Here is a 17682-nt window from a genome sequence, read left to right as displayed (position 1 = left end):
CCACCTACAGGTGTCGATATTCGACGTGTCACAGGGGCGCCGTACCGCATGCGTGATCCGATCATCATTCCGACCGATGAAGGCCTGTTCTGCCCGGCGGGCAATTTTCACATCGATCCGTGGCGCCCGGTGGCTACTGCAGTCATCACCCATGCCCACGCCGATCATGCCCGCGCGGGCAGTGAGCATTATCTGGCCCAGCACGACAGCCTGCCGATCATGCGCCACCGGCTGGGTGACCACGCTTTCACCGGTATGGATTATGGCGAGCAGCGCCGGTTCGGCCCCATTACCCTGAGCCTGCATCCGGCCGGTCATGTACTGGGCAGCGCCCAGGCGCGCCTGGCCCATGATGATGGCCGCGTCTGGGTGGTGACCGGCGATTACAAACGCGACCCGGACCCGACCTGCGCCCCCTTCGAAGTCGTCCCCTGCGATACCCTGATCACCGAGGCGACCTTTGCCTTGCCCTGTTACCGCTGGCCCCCGGTGGAGCGCGTTGCCGAGCAGATCTGGCAATGGTGGTCGGCGCACCCTGACCGCCCCTGCATTCTTTTCACCTACGCACTGGGCAAGGCGCAGCGGGTGCTGGCCGCGCTCACCGAACATACTGATCGTCCCGTGTACGTTCACGGCGCGATGGTGGCGATGACCGATATATACCGGCAGGCCGGCGTGAAGATGCTGCCGACAACGCCCATCTCGGAACTGCCCGCTGACCATGATTTCGGCGGTGAGCTCATCCTGGCGCCGCCCTCTGCCGCCGGATCGTCATGGATGCGACGCTTCCGCAACGCCAGTACCGGCTTTGCCTCCGGCTGGATGCGTATACGCGGCAACCGGCGCCGGCGCGGCTATGACCATGGCTTCGAGCTCAGCGACCATGCTGACTGGCCGGCCCTGCTGCGCACCATCCGCGAAACTGGCGCCAGTACCGTGCTGACCACTCACGGCCGCAGCGATGATCTGGTGCGCTACCTGCGCGAGTGCGAGGGCGTCGAGGCCTACGAATTGGAAACGCTCTACGGCGGCGAGGACGACTGATGCAGGCCTTCGCCGATATGTACACCGCGCTGGACGCCACCACCCGCACCCAGACCAAACTGGATGTGCTCACCGCTTATTTCGACGGCATCGACCCGCACGACGGTGCCTGGGCGCTCTACATACTGACCGGGCGGCGCATGAAACGGCTGGTTGGGCCGAGCAAACTGCGTGAATGGCTGGCCGAGGCCAGCGCCCTGCCGGAATGGCTGGTTGAAGAGACCTATCAGCACGTGGGTGATCTGGCCGAAACCATCAGCCTGTTGATGGAAGACGACGCCGAGCGGCCGGCGGTGCAGGGCAGCCTCGCCGAGTGGATCGAGCAAAGCATCCTGAGTCTGCGCACCCTGGAAGAAGAGCAGCGCAAGGAACAGGTCATCGCGCTGTGGCGTGCCTTGCCGCGCCACGCCTGCTTTCTTTACAACAAGCTGCTGACGGGCAGCCTACGCGTCGGTGTGTCCCGGGGCTTGGTGGAGCGTGCTTTGGCAACGCTGAGCGGTAAGCCCCGGGCGTTGATCGCACGCCGCCTGATGGGTGAATTCGAACCCAGCGCCGAATTCTACTCACGTCTGTTTGATGAGGAGCACCGCGAAGAGCGCAAGGGCCAGCCCTATCCGTTTTTTCTGGCGTCCCCGCTGGAGGGCGAGCCTTCGGATCTGGGCGATTTGCACCAGTGGCTGGCGGAATGGAAATGGGATGGCATCCGCGCACAGCTGATTGCTCGGTCCAGCGGGGTGTGGCTCTGGTCGCGTGGCGAAGAGCCCATGGGCGGGCGCTTTCCTGAGGTGGAGGAGGCTGCACTGGCGCTGCCTGAGGTCGTGCTCGACGGCGAGCTGCTGGCCTGGGATGTCGATGTACTGCTCTTCTCTCAGATGCAGCGACGTATCCAGCGCAAGACGGTAGGCCCGAAACTGCTCAAGGAAGTCCCGGTGGTGTTTCTCGCCTACGACCTGCTCGAATATCAGGGCGAAGACTGGCGGCAAAAGCCGCTTGATGAACGGCGCAGTGAGCTGGAAGGCGTTCTCGCCGAAGCGGCGCAACCCGCGATACGGTTGAGCCCGATGACCGACGCCAGCGACTGGCCGGCACTCGCGACGCTGCGCGATTCCAGCCGGGAGCGCCGCGTCGAGGGTCTGATGCTCAAGCGCCGCGCCAGTCCCTATCGCAGTGGTCGAATACGCGGCGACTGGTGGAAATGGAAAATCGACCCGCTGAGCATCGATGCCGTGCTGCTGTATGCCCAGCCGGGGCATGGCCGACGCGCCAATCTGTACACCGATTACACCCTGGCGGTGCGCGACGGCGACAGCTTTGTGCCCATCGCCAAGGCTTATTCCGGCCTGACTGACAAGGAGATCCAACAGCTGGATCATTGGATTCGCCGCAATACCGTCGAGAAGTTCGGCCCGGTGCGCTCGCTCAAGGCCCAGCAGGTGCTGGAAATCGCCTTCGAGGGCATTCAGCCCTCGCCCCGGCACAAGTCCGGCATCGCTCTGCGTTTCCCGCGCATCGCCCGCTGGCGTCAGGACAAGCCGGTGGAGGAGGCCGACACCCTCGATCAGGTCAAAGAGCTGCTGCGTATCTATGGCAGTTGACGGTATCAAGGCGATTGAAGACTGGTTCGCCAGCCGCGGCTGGCAACCGGCACCGTTCCAGCGTCGCACCTGGGCAGCCTTTCGTGACGGGCAGTCGGGCCTCATCCATGCGTCCACCGGCTCCGGCAAAACGCTCGCTGCCTGGCTGGGCCCGGTATCCATGGCGCTCGAGCAAACCAGAGCACCGGCCAGGCTGCGGGTGTTGTGGATCACACCGCTGCGTGCACTGGCTTCGGATACCGCGGGCAATCTGCAGGAGGCGGTCGACGGGCTGGGACTTGGCTGGCGCGTGGAAACCCGCACCGGCGACACCAGCGCAGGCGTGCGCGCCCGGCAGCGGCGCAAGTTACCCGAGGCGCTGGTCACCACGCCCGAAAGCCTGTCCGTGTTGCTGTCCTACCGCAACGTAGAAGACAGTTTTCGGCACCTGGACGCGGTGATCGTCGATGAGTGGCACGAGCTGCTGGGTAACAAGCGCGGCGTCCAGCTGCAACTGTGTCTGGCCTGGTTGCGCGCGCGGCGTCCCGGTCTGCCGGTCTGGGGCTTGTCCGCCACGCTGGGCAATCTGGATGAGGCCATGCAGGTATTGCTCGGCCAAGGCGCAGCGCCGGGTGTCAGCGTGGCCGGCGATACACACAAGACACTGACCGTTCGCGGCCTGCTGCCCCCGACGCTGGAGCGCTTCCCCTGGGCCGGTCACCTGGGTTTGGCGCAGCTCGAGGGTGTGCTCGAGTATCTGGAGCAGGGCGCCACCACACTGTTGTTCACCAATACACGTTCGCAGGCCGAGTTGTGGTTTGAGTCGGTGCTCAAGGCGCGTATGGACTGGCTGACCGAGATTGGCCTGCATCACGGCTCGATCGATCGCAAGCTGCGCAAACGTATCGAGGACGGGCTGCGCGACGGCAGCTTTCGTTGCGTGGTCTGTACCTCGAGTCTGGATCTGGGCGTGGATTTTTCGCCGGTGGACCGCGTGGTCCAGGTCGGCAGCCCCAAGGGCATTGCGCGGCTGATGCAACGCGCGGGACGCTCCGGCCACCAGCCCGGCGCCAACAGTGAAATCCTCTGTGTGCCGAGCCACGCCTTTGAACTGGTGGAAATTGCCGCAGCCCGCCGCGCCTGGGAGGCCGGGCGAGTGGAGGCCAGACGACCGCTGCGGTTGTGCCTGGATGTGTTGGTTCAGCATCTGGTCACCCTGGCCGCCGGCCCTGGTTTTAACGCCGAACACGCGCTGGCCGAAGCCCAGGCCACTCATGCGTTTGCCGACCTGACCGAGGAGATGTTCAACTGGTGCCTGGTGTTCATCACCCAGGGCGGGCCGGTGCTGGAACACTATCCGCAGTTTCAGCGGGTGGTCGAGCAGGGTGGCCTGTTCCGCGTGGAGGACACCGGCATTGCGCGGCGGCACCGCATGGCCATCGGCACCATTACCAGTGACGCGCAGATGCGCGTGAAATTCATGCGCGGTGGCTCGCTTGGCACGGTGGAAGAGTCGTTTATCGCACGGCTCAATCCCGGCGATGTATTCCTCTTTTCCGGCCGTGCGCTGGAGTTGATCAAGGTCCGTGATCTGGTCGCTTACGTGCGGCCGGCCAGTACGCGGCGGCACAGTGTGCCGCGCTGGTACGGCGGCAGGCTGCCGTTGTCGTCGGAGCTGGCCGATACCGTGCTGGAGATTCTCGAAGAGGTGGACAAAGGTATCTACCGCGACGCCGAAGTCGAAGCCATACGTCCGGTGCTGGAAGTCCAGCGGGACCAGTCCGCCTTGCCCGGCCGGCACCATCTGCTGATTGAGCGCTGCCGATCGCGGGAAGGGCATCATCTGTTTATCTATCCCTTCGCCGGCCGGCTGGCCCACGAAGGACTTGCTGCCCTGTTGGCCTGGCGCATCGGGCAAATCCAGCCGGCTACCTTTTCACTATCGGTCAATGACTACGGCTTCGAGCTGCTGACCTCCACCGAGCCGCCCGAGCTGACCGAAGCGGTGTGGCGCACGCTGCTCAGTCCGGAGCATTTACTCGATGACGTACTGGCGGCACTGAATGCCAGCGAGCTGGCGCGCCGGCAGTTTCGTGATATTGCGCGGATCAGCGGGCTTGTGTTTCAGGGTTACCCGGGGCGCGGCAAGACCGATCGTCAGCTGCAGGCGTCGACGGGCCTGCTTTACGACACCCTGGCACGTTACGATCCCGATCACCGACTACTCGATCAGGCGCGCCGCGAAGTGCTGGAATATCAGCTCGACATCCGCAGGCTGCGCGATGTGCTTGAGCGCGCCGCCGGACAGGAGCTGACCATCGTCACACCGAAGCATTTCTCCCCGCTGGGCTTTCCGCTATGGGTCGACCGCCTGCGCAGCCGCCTGAGTACTGAGAACTGGCGCCAACGCGTGCAACGCATGTTGGCAACACTGGAGCGCAACGCGGACCGCGTCGCGAAAAAACGCAAGTGAGCCGCACGCTTGACTGGGAACTGGCGGGCGAGAAGGTCGTGTTGCACGGTGACCAGGCTCTGTATTACCCCGCCCACGCAACGCTCATGGTTGCCGATACGCATTTTGGCAAAGGCGCGTTCTTCCGCCGCAAAGGATTGGCAGTGCCCACCGGGCAAAGTCAGGACGATCTGCGCCGCCTCACGGCACTGATCCATCACTTCAGCCCCAAGCGGCTGATCGTGCTGGGCGACTTCTTTCACCATCGCCCCAGGGAAGGCGAGCCCTTCCTCGAGCAGTTCCCGGCTTGGCTCAAACGCCATGCGGACGTGCAAGTCGAAGCGGTGATCGGCAACCACGACCGACATGCCGAAGGAATAGACATCGGCATCACCTGGCACGCCACCCTGGATCTCGGCCCCTTCCGGCTCTGCCATGAGCCAACTAAAGTGCCAGGCAAACACATCCTCGCCGGCCACCTGCACCCCGCGCATACCCTGACAGTAGGACGGGACAAACTACGCGCGCCGGTATTCTGGTTTCGCGAAAGTGTAACGGTACTGCCCTCATTCGGCGCGCTGACAGGGGGGTGGGACATCAGACCAGACCCTGCTGAGGACGCTGTTCTGGTTGTAGGTGGAGAGCTGTTTCCACTGTCTGGCGGGATGTAACGCACCTGCGGTACGCTGGGGTTGTTAATACTTGGCGTGCGTTTTACGTAGGGCGGTAGCGTGCCTGAAATCTAATGACCCTAAGGGGCGCTGTCAGCGCCTCGGTATGGCTGAACACCGTTGGAATACGAGCTGGCCGCTTCACACGCACCACGTCACCAATCTCCCCCAGTGGTTTATCGAGCACCCGGGCATAGAGAAAGACGATTGTATTCAGCGCCTGGTTTTGCGTGGCCGCCAACGTCTCGGTCCACGGCTAACCAACTGAGAAAAGCGTTAACCTCCGCCGGACCCATTTCGAGAGGATGACGCAGCTTGTGGAAACGGATGAAGTATCGTATCCAGTACCAGTAAGACTTCTCCGTGCGAATGCTGTAATGGTGTAACCGAATAACGGCTCGGAACTGGTCTTGCAGACGCGGTGGGGCTGACGTGGTGCTCATATCGATTCCATAGTTGTATGAAGGTACAGCGGTGTTGAAATCGACAAATGTGGAGGTCAAGCGATTACTTACGAGGCCGTGACTCAGTCGTTGAAGGACTGATTTTGCATGGGATAACGATATGCTGGAGCGGAAACCCTCCGTTGTTATCTGGAAGCCACGAATATGTAATATGATGGGATTCCATCTAATCACTGTTATGTTTAGGGAGAGCATGTGCTCAAGGAATTAAAGTCGCTCATTACTGCATTGATAGGCGCAGCTCCAGCATTGGTAAAAATATACGAACAGAAACGTCAAGATAAAAAACTTGTCGAGCTAATGGAGTCAGCCTTTCTCTTACGTGATCTTATTAATACAGCAGAGGAACTGCTAGAGCTGGTCAATTCTGGCAAAGTCATCACCGTGGAGAAATTAGAAATTGAGTATGCTTTCATTCAGGCAAGCTTAAATATTCAACTTCAACGCTTGAAGCGAATTGGCGATATATTTAAAGAGAGCCCAACGATAGATTTGTTAGATCCTAGAATAAAAAAACGAATTAATACAGCTCTTGGCACAAAGGGTGAGGGTCTTTTTAAGATAGGTTCAGCTATCTTTTTTAACCAAATATTTGGAAATGCACGCAAGGAAGGTGAATCCGATGCGGACGCCAGAACTCGGATCCTGCATGAAAAAATGGAATTCGTATCGTGTATTCTTAACGGAGATAAATATGGATACGAAAGACAACGCGCCCTGATTGAGATCTTAAAAGAGTTACAAGAGAGATACCTTCATGCGCTTAACAATGTGCTTACAAGTAAAAGCAAGCTTATTCTTGCCAGTGAAGCAGAAAAGCTAGCTTCAGAGTATGGTGTGCGTAAATAAACATAACAAATCAATCAACGGTCGCCTGCGGCTGGACGCGCACCAGCGCGCCCGTTATTGACGCGTTATGCATGCAGAGAGGCCGCAGTATGAATTGGTTTAAGAGGATGTTTGGAAAGCCAAGGATTGAAGGCGACGATATTGAGCGAAAGTTCAGTGCGCAAATGGCGGAGATTAGGAGCGCTGGCAAGATTAATGATGGTCACTATACCGATAGTGTTGAAAAGATAAAGGCGCTAAAGCGTGAAGGCAGGAATTTGGAAGCGATTGAGCTCCTACTCAAGTGTATTGATGCGACGGAAAAAGAAGCGAAATCCGCAAACGCGAAACCATCCGTATTGGACGAGAGGTTTTCCTTTCTAGAAGAAGGTCGATCTGAACATGGATGGGGTGTGGCGCCTTGGTATTATGAGCAGTTGGCAATTCTGTACCGTAAAGAAAAGCAGTACCAGAAAGAGGTTGAAATCCTAGAGCGCTACAAAAAACAGGAAAAGGCGCCAGGTGTCGGCCCACAAAAGCTTGCCGATCGCCTAGTGAAGGCGAAGGAACTGGCGAGAAAACATGCATAACAAACCCATCAACTCAGACAGCCAAAAGCTACGTTCCTTCGTCGCTCCGCTTTCGGCTGCGGGTTATGGGCGGCGTTAGGCTATAAAGAGGCCGCATGAAAACTGCCGATGCAAATCAAATTTATGTGATGGAATTTTGCTCTAGCATTTGTGCACATAGCGCACCCATGATAGTTGAGTGTTCTCCGGCACACGGCACAGCCGAAAACGAATGCTTTGAATTGGTTGGAAGAAAAGTCCAAGAGCTCGGTGGAAGTCAGGTATTTGGCTGGGCTGTTTGGGAAAAGCCGGGGGTTTTCATAGAGGCTGAGTTTCACTCAGTATGGCAGCAGCCTAACGGAATGTACCTTGATATAAACCCACGCAACCCAATATTCAATATAAAAACAAATATTGTTCGTTCCGGACAAGAAAATAAAATACAAAGAAAAACAAATAGACAATATTCGCAATCCCTGGTAAATGACAACGACGTGATTCGATTCTTGTATTTAAGCGCAAAACGCTTCCAAATTCTAAACCGCGGTAAGCGAGCATACGAACACGGCGAAGTAAGTCTTCCAAACAAAGAAATTAAAGAATATCAGCGAGCCATGAAAGAGCTAATCAAGCTACAAAATATTATCAATAATCGTTACAGCACCGTTACCGCCTAACAAGTGGTTCAAATCGCTCGCTGGGACGGGTAAAAGCCCGCCCCTTGACCAAACGTTAGCTTGTAATTCCACAAGATTATTTTTGGGAGGTTTATGACAGAAGAAGAATTGGCTCAGATAGTTTCAAAAATATCAGATCTAGGTCTCAGTATCGGCTACGACAGCTATATAGCAGTCGCAGTCATAAGCGTCGTTTCGGCAGGTTTAGGGGCATATTTTGGCTCTTATCTGAAGAAGAAGGGGCAAGATAAGGCCATGTCGGAGGGCTTCAGAGAGCTCAAGGAAAGATTGAGAGTTACAACAAAATTAACCGAAGGTATTAAAAGTGACGTAGCAAGGGATAGTTATGAATACAAATTTAAATTCGAGAAATATCATGAAAAACGAATTGAAGTAATTGAAAAGCTATACGAACTATTAATAAATATAGAGCGCCATGCTACTGACTATATAGTTACATCTGATTTTGGCGGTGGCCAGAATGAGTCATTTAAGAAAGCGAAAGCCGCTACTGAAGAATTTGTTGCATACTCAAAGCTTCGCAGCTTCTGGGTACCTAAAGATTTGCACTTAGAGATAGAGAGCCTGGCCATTATGCTTGATACACATGTGTATTCAGTGCTTATAAAATTGGGTTCAAGTTCTTCAGAACAGGACGGATTGGCTGGTATTCAGGCAAGCGATGAGGCTATAAACACCCTAAAGCATCAGGTTCCAGAAGCTAAAGAAAAAATAGTTGAAAACATAAGAAGACAGCTTGACCCGACATATAGCTAACAATTGACTTCACAGCGACCGATTTTTCGCCGCTTCGCGGCTCCAAACCGGCGCGCGAGCCGGGAGTTATGCAGCATGTCATCTTGGGAGTAAATTTTGAGCTCAATTAAAGACCATCTGTTTGAGGTTCAAAGCGAGCGAGCAGAGCAATGGATTCGTGAAAGGCTTAGTGATGATCAGCTTGATGAGGGCTCAGAAGAGTGGCAACAATTGGCAAGTGACTATTCAAATTATCAAGATTATTTATTAGAAGAGGCCGAATGGAAAGCTGAACTAGAATGGTTAAAAGAAAATGGTTCGTCCAATATACACAAGTTTTTTTTAGATGAGTTAAATGCGCTCAAAGTAATGGCTGAAAGCAATTTAGGTCATTCCACCAAAATGGCGTTTATGTTGCACTCGAATATCATTGTAAAAATGTCATATGCCTACGCAGTTACTCTTTTGGAATCATTTCTGGGTGACACATTAAAAGCCCTGATTACCGAGCGAGAAGAATTCTTGCATAATGCAATCAGAAATGTAGAAGAAGTAAGTAAAGCGAAATATTCACTTGCAGATCTTGCTGAAACAGATTTAAGCATTTGCGACTTAGCTTTAAAGCACGCGAATGAGATATTGTTTCATAACATCCCTAAAGTGAAGAAAATCTATGAGCAAGTCATTGGGGTGAAACTGCAACTCGATATCTCTAAGATTTCTAGAATCACTGCCTTACGGCACGATATTGTACACAGAAATGGTTACAGCAAATATAACGAGCCGATCAATTTAAATGCTCAAGACTTTTATCAGGCAATAGAGAATATCAAAGAGTTCACGTCCTCACTGCAAAAACAGATCAATGCGCTATAGATTGCATAACAAGGCCAGGCACTGCGACGGCTTTTTCGTTGCGGCTTCGCCTTCACTACAAAGCCGCGCATGCTGGCAGCGTTAGGTCGCAAGATGGAAATCACAAACATCGGACGCTACAAGCTGAGCTTTGATGCAACTCAGTTCTCCATTGAGTGCCCGCTAGGAACAGCTAAGTTCTCTGGCCTCGCAACATCCAGACTACCGAAGCTATACGTGATTAGTGTTGGCGAAAAACCCATCTATGTTGGTATCACCAAACAGCCTATTCGCAATCGTCTTCGCCTTGGCTGGACCGCTAAAGGAGAGGGTGGCTACTACGGTTACGCTTGGCGGCACAAGTTCACGGCGGCGCATCTCGATCTTTGGTGCCACACCAATCCGGCTGGTGAGAACGATTGCCTGGACATCGAGACAGTAGAGGCCGAATTGGTCTACCTCGTACGCAAATCCGGGCAGTGGCCTTTGTTCCAGACAGAAATTCATTTTCACCCATCAAGCGAGGTGCATCGTGCGATCGCAGCGCAAATTGGATCAATATACAGAATTGCGCCCTAACAAGGCATTTAAGCTCGCTCGTTTCACTCGCTGGGACCGGCGTACCTCCGGCCCCTTAATTTCGCGTTAAATTTAAGGTTGTCATGGCTTACGATTACAAGAAATGGAAGGAGCGGATGAGTGAAAGACAAGACCTGTCTTCATCGCTCGTTCACCTCACGAGAGCGGCAGAGATAGACGGGAAGAGCTTGTCTGCTGTTGATGTACTACTAAAGATTTTGCGTGAGAAAAAGCTGCTTGGAAGCACGACAGCGAAAGGCTTCATCCGAGGAAAAAGGAGTGCGGTGTGTTTTCAGGATGCTCCGCTTTACTCGATAGCCCAGAACCTGAAGTTCGAGAAGGAGCTTAGCAGGGAGCAACACGCGCGGCATCGGTACTCTGGCTGCGGCTTGGTCTTTTCGAAGTATTACTTATTCCAAAACGGCTGTCGGCCCGTCATTTATGACAAGGTCGAAACAGGGAAGTCCTACATAGATGAATCTGAACTTTACCGCCTGGTCTGCTTTGATATGAGCGACACTAAAAATATCATAGACTGGTCTCATGAAAGGGAGTGGCGAATGGTCGGCGACTTTGAGTTCAAAATTGGCTGGTCGGCTGTAGTTTTGGAGACGAAAGAGGATTATCGAGAGTTTATCAAGAAGGTTGTTTTGCCGGAGAATGGCGGCATTCTTGATGCCATTTGTGGAGTTATTGTTCTCGATGCTCTAGTCATGTAGAAATTTTAACAATCGCAGGCACGGCGACGGCCTTTCCGTTGCGGCTTCGCCTCCACTGCAAGGCCGCGCGTGCTGCGAAGCGTTACGTTTTCTCAAGGTGCATCGCATGATTACCGGCATCAATCACATCACCTTTTCTGTACGGGATCTGCAACAGTCGATCGGGTTCTACCGTGATCTGTTGGGGATGAAGCTACATGTGTTTTAGGACACAGGTGCGCACCTGACGGTAGGTGACACGTGGTTATGTTTGAGCTTGGGGCAACCTGAGATTCCCAAGGACTACACACATGTCGCTTTCAGTATCAGTGAAGGCGAGCTCATGGAGTTGCGAACTAAATTGAATCAGGTTGGCGCTGTAGAGTGGAAGCAGAATACTAGTGAGGGTGATTCCATCTATTTACTCGACCCGAATGGCCATCGGCTTGAACTACATAGTGGCACATTGGCAACTCGCCTGGCTGAGCTGAAGAACGCGCCTTACGAAGGATTAGTCTGGTGCTGAAACGTACCAATTGGCTGTTTCCTTCCCGACGGGGCTGGGACGGCCTTTCCGCCACTCTGCGGCTATAAGTCAGCCCCAAGCCGGGCGTTACATATTGCGGGAGCCATCGTGATAGTCATCTATGGAATCAAGGAACACCTCAACCCGGTAAAGGCGCAGCTCTTCGAGGTCATTCATGGATGTATGCAATCCGTACTCGGTATGTCGGAAAACAAGGGGGCTCACCGTTTCATCCCGATGGATGCCGAGGATTTCTATTACCCAGGCGGCAGAACGCCAACCTACACTGTCATCGGGATCAACACGATGCAGGGGCGGGCTCCTGAGACCCAAAAAGCGCTGATCAAGGAACTCTTCAACAGAATTGAGTCTGTGGTTGGTATATCACCTGTGGACGTTGAAGTGACGTTGAAGTGACGATAAAGGAACAGCCTGCCCACTGTTGGGATTTAGGGGCATGACCGGAGATGAAGCACGTGACCTGAAGTACTCGGTCAATGTGTAACAAGTCGCTCTAGTGCGCGGCCGGTGGTCGCCGGACGCTCTTTCGACTGCGGCTTCGCCTCCGCGAGAAAAGGGGGCAGATTGAACTAGCCCCTTTTCTAGGCCTTGGCGCCAGGGGGTATCACCTTCCAGCATCCAAAAAGGCTATCATTTGTCCTATTCAAACTCGCAAGAACCCAGCTAAAGGTGAGGATGCATGTCGATAACTCGTTGGTTTTTATGTGCCTTTTTGGTCGCGGCTCTGGCGGGTTGTCAGTCGGCGTATTACGGCGCAATGGAGAAAGTGGGTGTTCACAAGCGCGATATCATGGTCAATCGCGTGGAGTCGGTCCAGGAGGCGCAGACTGATGCCAAGGAACAATTCGAATCCGCCCTGGCGGAGTTCCGCTCCATTATCCAGATCAAGGATCAGGACTTGGCAGCACGCTACGACAGGCTGAACGACGAATACGAAGACAGCAAAGTCGCCGCTCAGTCGGTGACCGACCGCATCGATGCGGTCGAAGACGTGTCCGAGGCATTGTTCGATGAGTGGGAGGAAGAGATCGAGCTGTACAGCAATGCCAACCTCAAGCGCCAAAGTGCAGCCAAGTTAAGCCAGACCCGGCGGCAATACCAAGGACTCATCAAGGCGATGCGTAGCGCAGAGACCCGCATGGCGCCCGTGTTACAGGCCTTCCAGGATCAGGTGCTGTTTCTAAAGCATAATCTGAATGCGCGAGCCATTGACTCGTTACAAGGTGAGTTGGGGACTATAGAAACAGATGTCGCCCAGTTGATCAGGGAAATGGAAAAATCCATTGCTGAATCAGAAGCCTTTATCAGCAGCCTCCAGGATTAAAGGCAGGATTACTTCTCATGCAGGCGCTGGAGTCAACCTGACTCCAGCGCCCTGGGATGGCCTTGCGGCCAGACGCTAAACGTTAGCTCTGTGGTTTGATCAGGAACTTCTCTCCGGTAGCCTGTTTGCCGTAAACCGAGATCGCATCCAGTTGTAACGCACCGGCCAGGGATACTTCGTGCGTGTAGTGGCTGGCGAACGTGGTCTTGATCTCGGCGGCTATGCGCTTGCGCATGGCGGCGGCGGTGTCCTTTCCCAGTTTCCCCAACGCATTGAACAACAGGAAGCCGTTTACACCCCAGGCAAAACCAAAGGTGCGGTTGAGCGTGATGGGGCCGCGATCAAGGCCGCCATAGATATACACCTGCTTGTAGATGTCGGATCCATACACGCTGTATTCAGTCATGTTGCGCGAGACGGCGGCTTCCATGCAGGTGAGGATGTCGCTAGCCAATCGTCCGCCACCGATAGGGTCGAAGGCGATGGTGGCGCCGGTGTCGATGAGTGCCTGGGTGAGGTCTGCCATAAAGCTGTCGCTGCTGGAATTGACCACGTATTTGGCACCCAGGTCGCGCAGCAATGCTTCCTGTTCAGGCTTGCGGACAATATTGACCAGGTCGATGCCGTCGGCGATGCAGATGCGGTTAAGCATCTGTCCGAGGTTGGAGGCGGCGGCAGCGTGAACGATAGCCTTGTGACCTTCAGCGCGCATGGTTTCTACCATGGCCAATGCTGTCAGCGGATTAACAAAGCTTGAAGCGCCTTCGGCTGCAGTCGTACCCGGCTCCAGTTCCAGACAGCTTTGAACATTGGCACACAGATATTTGCGGTAGCTACCGCCTCCAATGAACGCAACGGTTTTGCCCATCAAGCTTTTCGCAGCGGCTGATGAGCCAGCCGCGACGACTGTACCGGCGCCTTCGTTGCCCACGGGTATAGACTTGCCAACCCGCTTTTCAACGGCGCCCATGAATTTGGCCGGGACATCGGCACTGATGACTGGGCGGTCGGCGCTACCGGATTGCTTGGCAGTTGTCATATCGGCTGCGCTGAACATCACTCCCAGGTCAGACGGGTTGATAGGGGCGGCTTCGATGCGGATGACCACCTGGTTTTCGCCTGGCTGCGGAATCTCGATCTCGCGTAGGGCAAGTTCCAGTTTGTTGTCTTCGCTAATGGTCGAAGTCAGTTCGATGTTGGTATCTGACACTTTTTTCTCCTGAAAAAGTTAAGTGGTCTGGTGCTTCGCTAACCGTTGTTACCGCACAAGATGCGGGGCAAGCCCTTGGCGCCCGCGTGATCCGCGTGGCTGGGCTGTCTGATCGTAGAGATCAATGGGGTTAGAGTAGCTGACTTATTCGATCAGCTTCCCTAAGAATTGCAGGCCATCGTCCGCGAAGCCACCCGGGCCACCAACAAAAAGAAAAGAGCACAGGGTCGGGATTGTGCTTTCTGGCGATCAGCTTTGCAGCAAAGGCTTTGGACAACGCCGCCCGCAGGACTTAATCTCGTTTGCAGCAAAGGAATGCCAGTTTCATCCCGCCTAAAGGCAAGGACAGCCTGCGCTCCTTCCCATAACGTAGATGCACGAGAGCACCGATGAAGAGAATTGGAGGCGTGCTGATACACATCCTGACTGTAATTTCAGTCGCTACGGTTCTTGCGGTGACGTATCAGGCAGTGATGGTTTACGTTTTGGGCCAAGTTGATCCAAAGTTTTCGCCCATTGGAACCGTGCAATTAGCGGGCTTAATGATTCTGCCTTCGTCGGCAATGGCTGGCGTAGGTTCAGGTGCGTCTCACTGGTTCTGGCTGCGCAAGCATCTCGGAATGCACGTCAATCGATGCGCCATGCCCACAGCTGTGCTCGTCGGCGCGCTCGTCGCGCTCCTGCACAGGTCAGTGTTCGAGTTTCCGCTTCTATACGGTGTAAGCGACGTCACGCAGTATTGCTTCTATTTCTTCGGCTTAGGGCTGCTTCTGCACCGTATAGGTGTGCTAGTACTCGGTCGGGAATTAAAATGGGGGTCAGATGAACATTATCCATAAACCTTCATCTGACACCCACATCTGACCCCCATTTTCTTTTCGGCACGTGCGCCGCGCGTTAAATCAGTAGTGATACCGGAGCTGGGCGATAAGCAAAGCGTCATCCGTGACTTTGTAAACTATTCGGTGTTCTTCGTTGATCCGGCGAGACCAGTACCCGGCGAGGCTGTGTTTGAGGGGCTCTGGTTTGCCAACACCTTCGAACGGTTCTCGCTTGGTCTCTTTGATCAGCTTGTTGATTCGGTTAAGAATCTTTTTGTCGGTTTTCTGCCAGTACAGATAGTCTTCCCAAGCGTTCTCGGAGAAGATGAGTTTCATTCAAGAAGTTCCTTCTCTTGACCACCGCCTTGCTCCAGCTCGGCGACGGATTCCAGCAAACGCCGTGCGTTTTTTGGTGCGCGCAGAAGGTATGCAGTTTCTTGCAGCGCCTCGTAGTCATCCAGGGAGATCATTACCACGGACTGCGACTTGCTCCGGGTGATGATCACAGGGGAATGGTCTTCACAGACCTGTTCCATGGTTTTTGCTAGATTGGTTCTAGCGGCTGTGTAGCTAATGGCATCCATAAGGTTGCTCCTGTACAGGATGTTGAACATGGTCAGGATATCGTACGTCAAAGGATTTAACAATCGGTTGTACAGCGCCCGATTTTCCGCCGCTTTGCGGCTCCGAGACTGCCGCAAAGCACCGCGTTAAATAAAAAGCACGGCATCACAACAGGTTGTCCGTGGCATTCGGATTAATCCAATGGATGATGATGGCTATCAGAAGGTCGAGAAGGGTGACCTTGTCACCGTCGGTGGCGTGTTGGATGCGGATGCCATCAAGCAACGTAAGCTGGAGGCAACATCGCTAGTCATCATTCGAGACGAGTCTCAAGCAGAGGAGTCTGACTCCGCCTAGATAGACACTACAGAAGGGCTATTCTGACTAGGTAGTGGCTAGGACACCTGAATATTGAAAGTCGGCGGTGACAGGCGGTGCCTGCAAAGGCTTAATAAACCTGCAGGTGCCGCCTGTATTTCCTGTTCATTTCATCTGTTCATGATGCGCGGCAGCCATTGGCTCAGCTCCGCGGGGCGTAACGGCGCTCTGAGGAAACCAACGTATTCACCCTCAGGGTTGATCATGATCACCTGCCCGCTGTGATCGACCATGTAGTTTTCCTCACTCGTATCCGGCTCGATATAGGCAATCGACAGGGCGCTGGCAAGGCTGGCGAGCTGCTCGGGATCACCGCTGGCACCTTTGAAACCCTCACTGAAGTATTCCAGATATTCGCGCATGCGCTCGGGCGTATCACGGTTCGGATCGACGCTGATCATGGTGATCTGCAACTGATCGGCTTGCTCCGCCGGCAGGTTGTTTTCGATCTTCCGCAGTTCGGCCATGGTGGTCGGACAGATATCGGGACAGTAGGTATAGCCAAAGAACAGTAAATCCCACTGGCCGTTCAGATCCTCCCGCGTCCAGGCTTCGCCGTCGGCAGATATCAACTCCACCTCCGGAACGCTGCGCGGGGTATCGAACAGAAAGATACCCGAGCGGGACAGTACTTCCCGGTCCAGCGCGGGCTCGCGGGTTGTCTTGTATACCAGCGCCCCAACAATCAGAGCGATAATGGCGACCAGGATGACGACGGTTTTCTGCACGCCGCTTACAGCCATCCAGCAATACCCACGTAGTGATCGACCAGCAGTGCCACGAACAGCCACAGCAGGTACCAGAGGGAGAACTTGAAGGTGCGTATTGCCGCATGTGGGCGGCTATCGCGCCAGAGTGCCCAGGCCCAGTCGATGAAACGCGCTCCGAGGATCAGTGCGACGGCCAGATACAGCGGACCGCTCATCTGGATCGCATAGGGCAGCAGGCTGACCGCCAACAGGATGAAGGTATAGAGCAGGATGTGCAGCTTGGTATACCGCTCGCCGTGGGTCACCGGCAGCATGGGGATATCCACCTTGGCGTACTCGGCCTTGCGGTGAATGGCCAGCGCCCAGAAGTGCGGTGGCGTCCAGGCGAAGATGATCAGCACCAACAACAACCCCTCGGCATCGATCTGACCAGTGACAGCGGTCCAGCCAAGCAGGGGTGGCGCCGCGCCTGCCAGGCCGCCAATAACGATATTCTGTGAAGTAGCGCGTTTGAGAAAGGAAGTGTAGATGACCGCATAGCCGAGCAGCGAGCCCAGCGTCAGCCAGGCGGTCAGGGCGTTAATCCATTGCAGAAGAATGCCGAGGCCGGCACCGCCGAGGACAGTGGCAAACAACAGCGCATTGATGGGGTTGACCCGGCCCTGGGCGAGCGGTCGGCGTTGGGTGCGCGCCATGTGTAGATCAATACGCCGGTCAACGACATGGTTTACCGCCGCTGCGGAGCCCGCACAGAGCGCAATGCCCAGATTGCCGAGCAACAACACGCTCCAGGGTACGAAGCCGTCTGTGGCCAGCAACATGCCGATTGCGGAGGTGATGATCATCAAGGCTACGACCTTGGGCTTGGTCAGCTCAAGATAGTCGCGCCATCCGGCACCGGCTGTTAAAGCACTGCTCACGCTAGCCATTTGAATCCCCCCGGCGCTCGTGCGCCTTATAT

Annotated in this window: 21 protein-coding genes and 1 pseudogene; 16 read left to right on the top strand and 6 right to left on the bottom strand. The window is 54.9% G+C overall.

Features of this window, described 5'->3' with window-relative positions; genetic code table 11:
* Positions 1-48: 48 nt before the first annotated feature.
* From G3M63_RS04350 to pdeM, 4 genes are read left to right on the top strand one after another with little or no spacing between them, the layout of a single operon-like run.
* Complete coding sequence (locus tag G3M63_RS04350) at positions 49-1044, top strand: ligase-associated DNA damage response exonuclease (protein WP_163981967.1); 996 nt, start codon at positions 49-51, stop codon at positions 1042-1044.
* Complete coding sequence (locus G3M63_RS04345; protein ID WP_163981966.1) at positions 1044-2639, top strand: ATP-dependent DNA ligase; 1596 nt, start codon at positions 1044-1046, stop codon at positions 2637-2639. Before G3M63_RS04350 ends, G3M63_RS04345 begins: the two co-directional genes overlap by 1 nt.
* Positions 2629-5091, top strand: coding sequence for a ligase-associated DNA damage response DEXH box helicase (locus G3M63_RS04340; protein ID WP_163981965.1), 2463 nt, complete (start codon positions 2629-2631; stop codon positions 5089-5091). The genes G3M63_RS04345 and G3M63_RS04340 overlap by 11 nt, the downstream gene beginning before the upstream one ends.
* Complete coding sequence (gene pdeM, locus G3M63_RS04335) at positions 5088-5741, top strand: ligase-associated DNA damage response endonuclease PdeM (RefSeq protein WP_163981964.1); 654 nt, start codon at positions 5088-5090, stop codon at positions 5739-5741. The genes G3M63_RS04340 and pdeM overlap by 4 nt, the downstream gene beginning before the upstream one ends.
* A 176-nt stretch (positions 5742-5917) precedes the next feature.
* On the opposite strand, the gene G3M63_RS04330 is transcribed toward pdeM, so the two are convergent.
* Entirely contained in the window at positions 5918-6184 is a 267-nt protein-coding gene (locus G3M63_RS04330; RefSeq protein ID WP_256669940.1) for a phage integrase N-terminal SAM-like domain-containing protein, read from the bottom strand.
* Positions 6185-6400: 216 nt separating this feature from the next.
* Here G3M63_RS04330 and G3M63_RS04325 point away from each other — a divergent pair, with 216 nt between their 5' ends.
* The 10 genes and pseudogenes from G3M63_RS04325 (at position 6401) to G3M63_RS04280 (ending at position 13038) form a co-directional block, all read left to right on the top strand.
* Positions 6401-7054: a hypothetical protein gene (locus tag G3M63_RS04325; RefSeq protein WP_163981963.1), complete on the top strand. Its 654-nt coding sequence runs from the start codon at positions 6401-6403 to the stop codon at positions 7052-7054.
* A gap of 89 nt (positions 7055-7143) precedes the next feature.
* On the top strand, positions 7144-7623 hold the full coding sequence (locus tag G3M63_RS04320; protein ID WP_163981962.1) for a hypothetical protein: 480 nt from the start codon (positions 7144-7146) through the stop codon (positions 7621-7623).
* Between the two features lie 95 nt (positions 7624-7718).
* On the top strand, positions 7719-8279 hold the full coding sequence (locus G3M63_RS04315; RefSeq protein ID WP_163981961.1) for a hypothetical protein: 561 nt from the start codon (positions 7719-7721) through the stop codon (positions 8277-8279).
* Between the two features lie 93 nt (positions 8280-8372).
* Positions 8373-9056 carry a hypothetical protein gene (locus G3M63_RS04310; protein ID WP_163981960.1) on the top strand — a complete coding sequence of 228 codons (684 nt, stop codon included), beginning with the start codon at positions 8373-8375 and terminating at the stop codon, positions 9054-9056.
* 96 nt (positions 9057-9152) lie between these two features.
* Positions 9153-9911, top strand: coding sequence for a hypothetical protein (locus G3M63_RS04305; protein WP_163981959.1), 759 nt, complete (start codon positions 9153-9155; stop codon positions 9909-9911).
* 69 nt (positions 9912-9980) lie between these two features.
* Positions 9981-10469, top strand: a complete 489-nt coding sequence (locus G3M63_RS04300; protein ID WP_256669939.1) for a hypothetical protein — start codon at positions 9981-9983, stop codon at positions 10467-10469.
* Between the two features lie 83 nt (positions 10470-10552).
* Complete coding sequence (locus tag G3M63_RS04295; RefSeq protein WP_163981958.1) at positions 10553-11188, top strand: DUF2971 domain-containing protein; 636 nt, start codon at positions 10553-10555, stop codon at positions 11186-11188.
* A 106-nt stretch (positions 11189-11294) separates the two neighbouring features.
* A pseudogene (fos, locus tag G3M63_RS04290) lies at positions 11295-11693 on the top strand (fosfomycin resistance glutathione transferase).
* Between the two features lie 108 nt (positions 11694-11801).
* Positions 11802-12110, top strand: a complete 309-nt coding sequence (locus G3M63_RS04285; RefSeq protein WP_256669938.1) for a tautomerase family protein — start codon at positions 11802-11804, stop codon at positions 12108-12110.
* A 283-nt stretch (positions 12111-12393) separates the two neighbouring features.
* Entirely contained in the window at positions 12394-13038 is a 645-nt protein-coding gene (locus tag G3M63_RS04280; protein WP_163981957.1) for a DUF2959 domain-containing protein, read from the top strand.
* Positions 13039-13120: 82 nt separating this feature from the next.
* Here the strand turns inward: G3M63_RS04280 and G3M63_RS04275 are convergent, their stop codons facing one another.
* Positions 13121-14248, bottom strand: coding sequence for a zinc-binding dehydrogenase (locus tag G3M63_RS04275; RefSeq protein ID WP_163981956.1), 1128 nt, complete (start codon positions 14246-14248; stop codon positions 13121-13123).
* A gap of 389 nt (positions 14249-14637) precedes the next feature.
* On the opposite strand from G3M63_RS04275, the gene G3M63_RS04270 reads away from it, so the two are divergent.
* Entirely contained in the window at positions 14638-15087 is a 450-nt protein-coding gene (locus G3M63_RS04270; protein WP_163981955.1) for a hypothetical protein, read from the top strand.
* Between the two features lie 63 nt (positions 15088-15150).
* Here G3M63_RS04270 and G3M63_RS04265 read toward each other — a convergent pair whose 3' ends face one another.
* Both G3M63_RS04265 and G3M63_RS04260 read right to left on the bottom strand, forming a co-directional pair.
* Positions 15151-15405 (bottom strand): Txe/YoeB family addiction module toxin, encoded by a 255-nt coding sequence (locus G3M63_RS04265; protein ID WP_008938367.1) that lies wholly within the window; start codon positions 15403-15405, stop codon positions 15151-15153.
* On the bottom strand, positions 15402-15653 hold the full coding sequence (locus G3M63_RS04260) for a type II toxin-antitoxin system Phd/YefM family antitoxin (RefSeq protein ID WP_150299893.1): 252 nt from the start codon (positions 15651-15653) through the stop codon (positions 15402-15404). The genes G3M63_RS04265 and G3M63_RS04260 overlap by 4 nt, the downstream gene beginning before the upstream one ends.
* 181 nt (positions 15654-15834) lie before the next feature.
* On the opposite strand from G3M63_RS04260, the gene G3M63_RS04255 reads away from it, so the two are divergent.
* Positions 15835-15990 carry a hypothetical protein gene (locus tag G3M63_RS04255; protein WP_163981954.1) on the top strand — a complete coding sequence of 52 codons (156 nt, stop codon included), beginning with the start codon at positions 15835-15837 and terminating at the stop codon, positions 15988-15990.
* Positions 15991-16121: 131 nt separating this feature from the next.
* On the opposite strand, the gene G3M63_RS04250 is transcribed toward G3M63_RS04255, so the two are convergent.
* Together G3M63_RS04250 and cyoE are read right to left on the bottom strand one after the other, a co-directional pair.
* The gene (locus G3M63_RS04250; RefSeq protein WP_163981953.1) at positions 16122-16754 is read right to left on the bottom strand and encodes an SCO family protein; all 633 of its coding nucleotides are present in this window, start codon (positions 16752-16754) and stop codon (positions 16122-16124) included.
* Positions 16745-17650: a heme o synthase gene (gene cyoE, locus G3M63_RS04245; protein ID WP_163981952.1), complete on the bottom strand. Its 906-nt coding sequence runs from the start codon at positions 17648-17650 to the stop codon at positions 16745-16747. The genes G3M63_RS04250 and cyoE overlap by 10 nt, the downstream gene beginning before the upstream one ends.
* Positions 17651-17682 lie beyond the last annotated feature (32 nt).

This window comes from Pseudomonas sp. OIL-1 (assembly GCF_010669185.1).
Lineage (GTDB): Bacteria > Pseudomonadota > Gammaproteobacteria > Pseudomonadales > Pseudomonadaceae > Halopseudomonas > Halopseudomonas profundi.
This window is presented reverse-complemented; position numbering and strand designations above follow the sequence as displayed.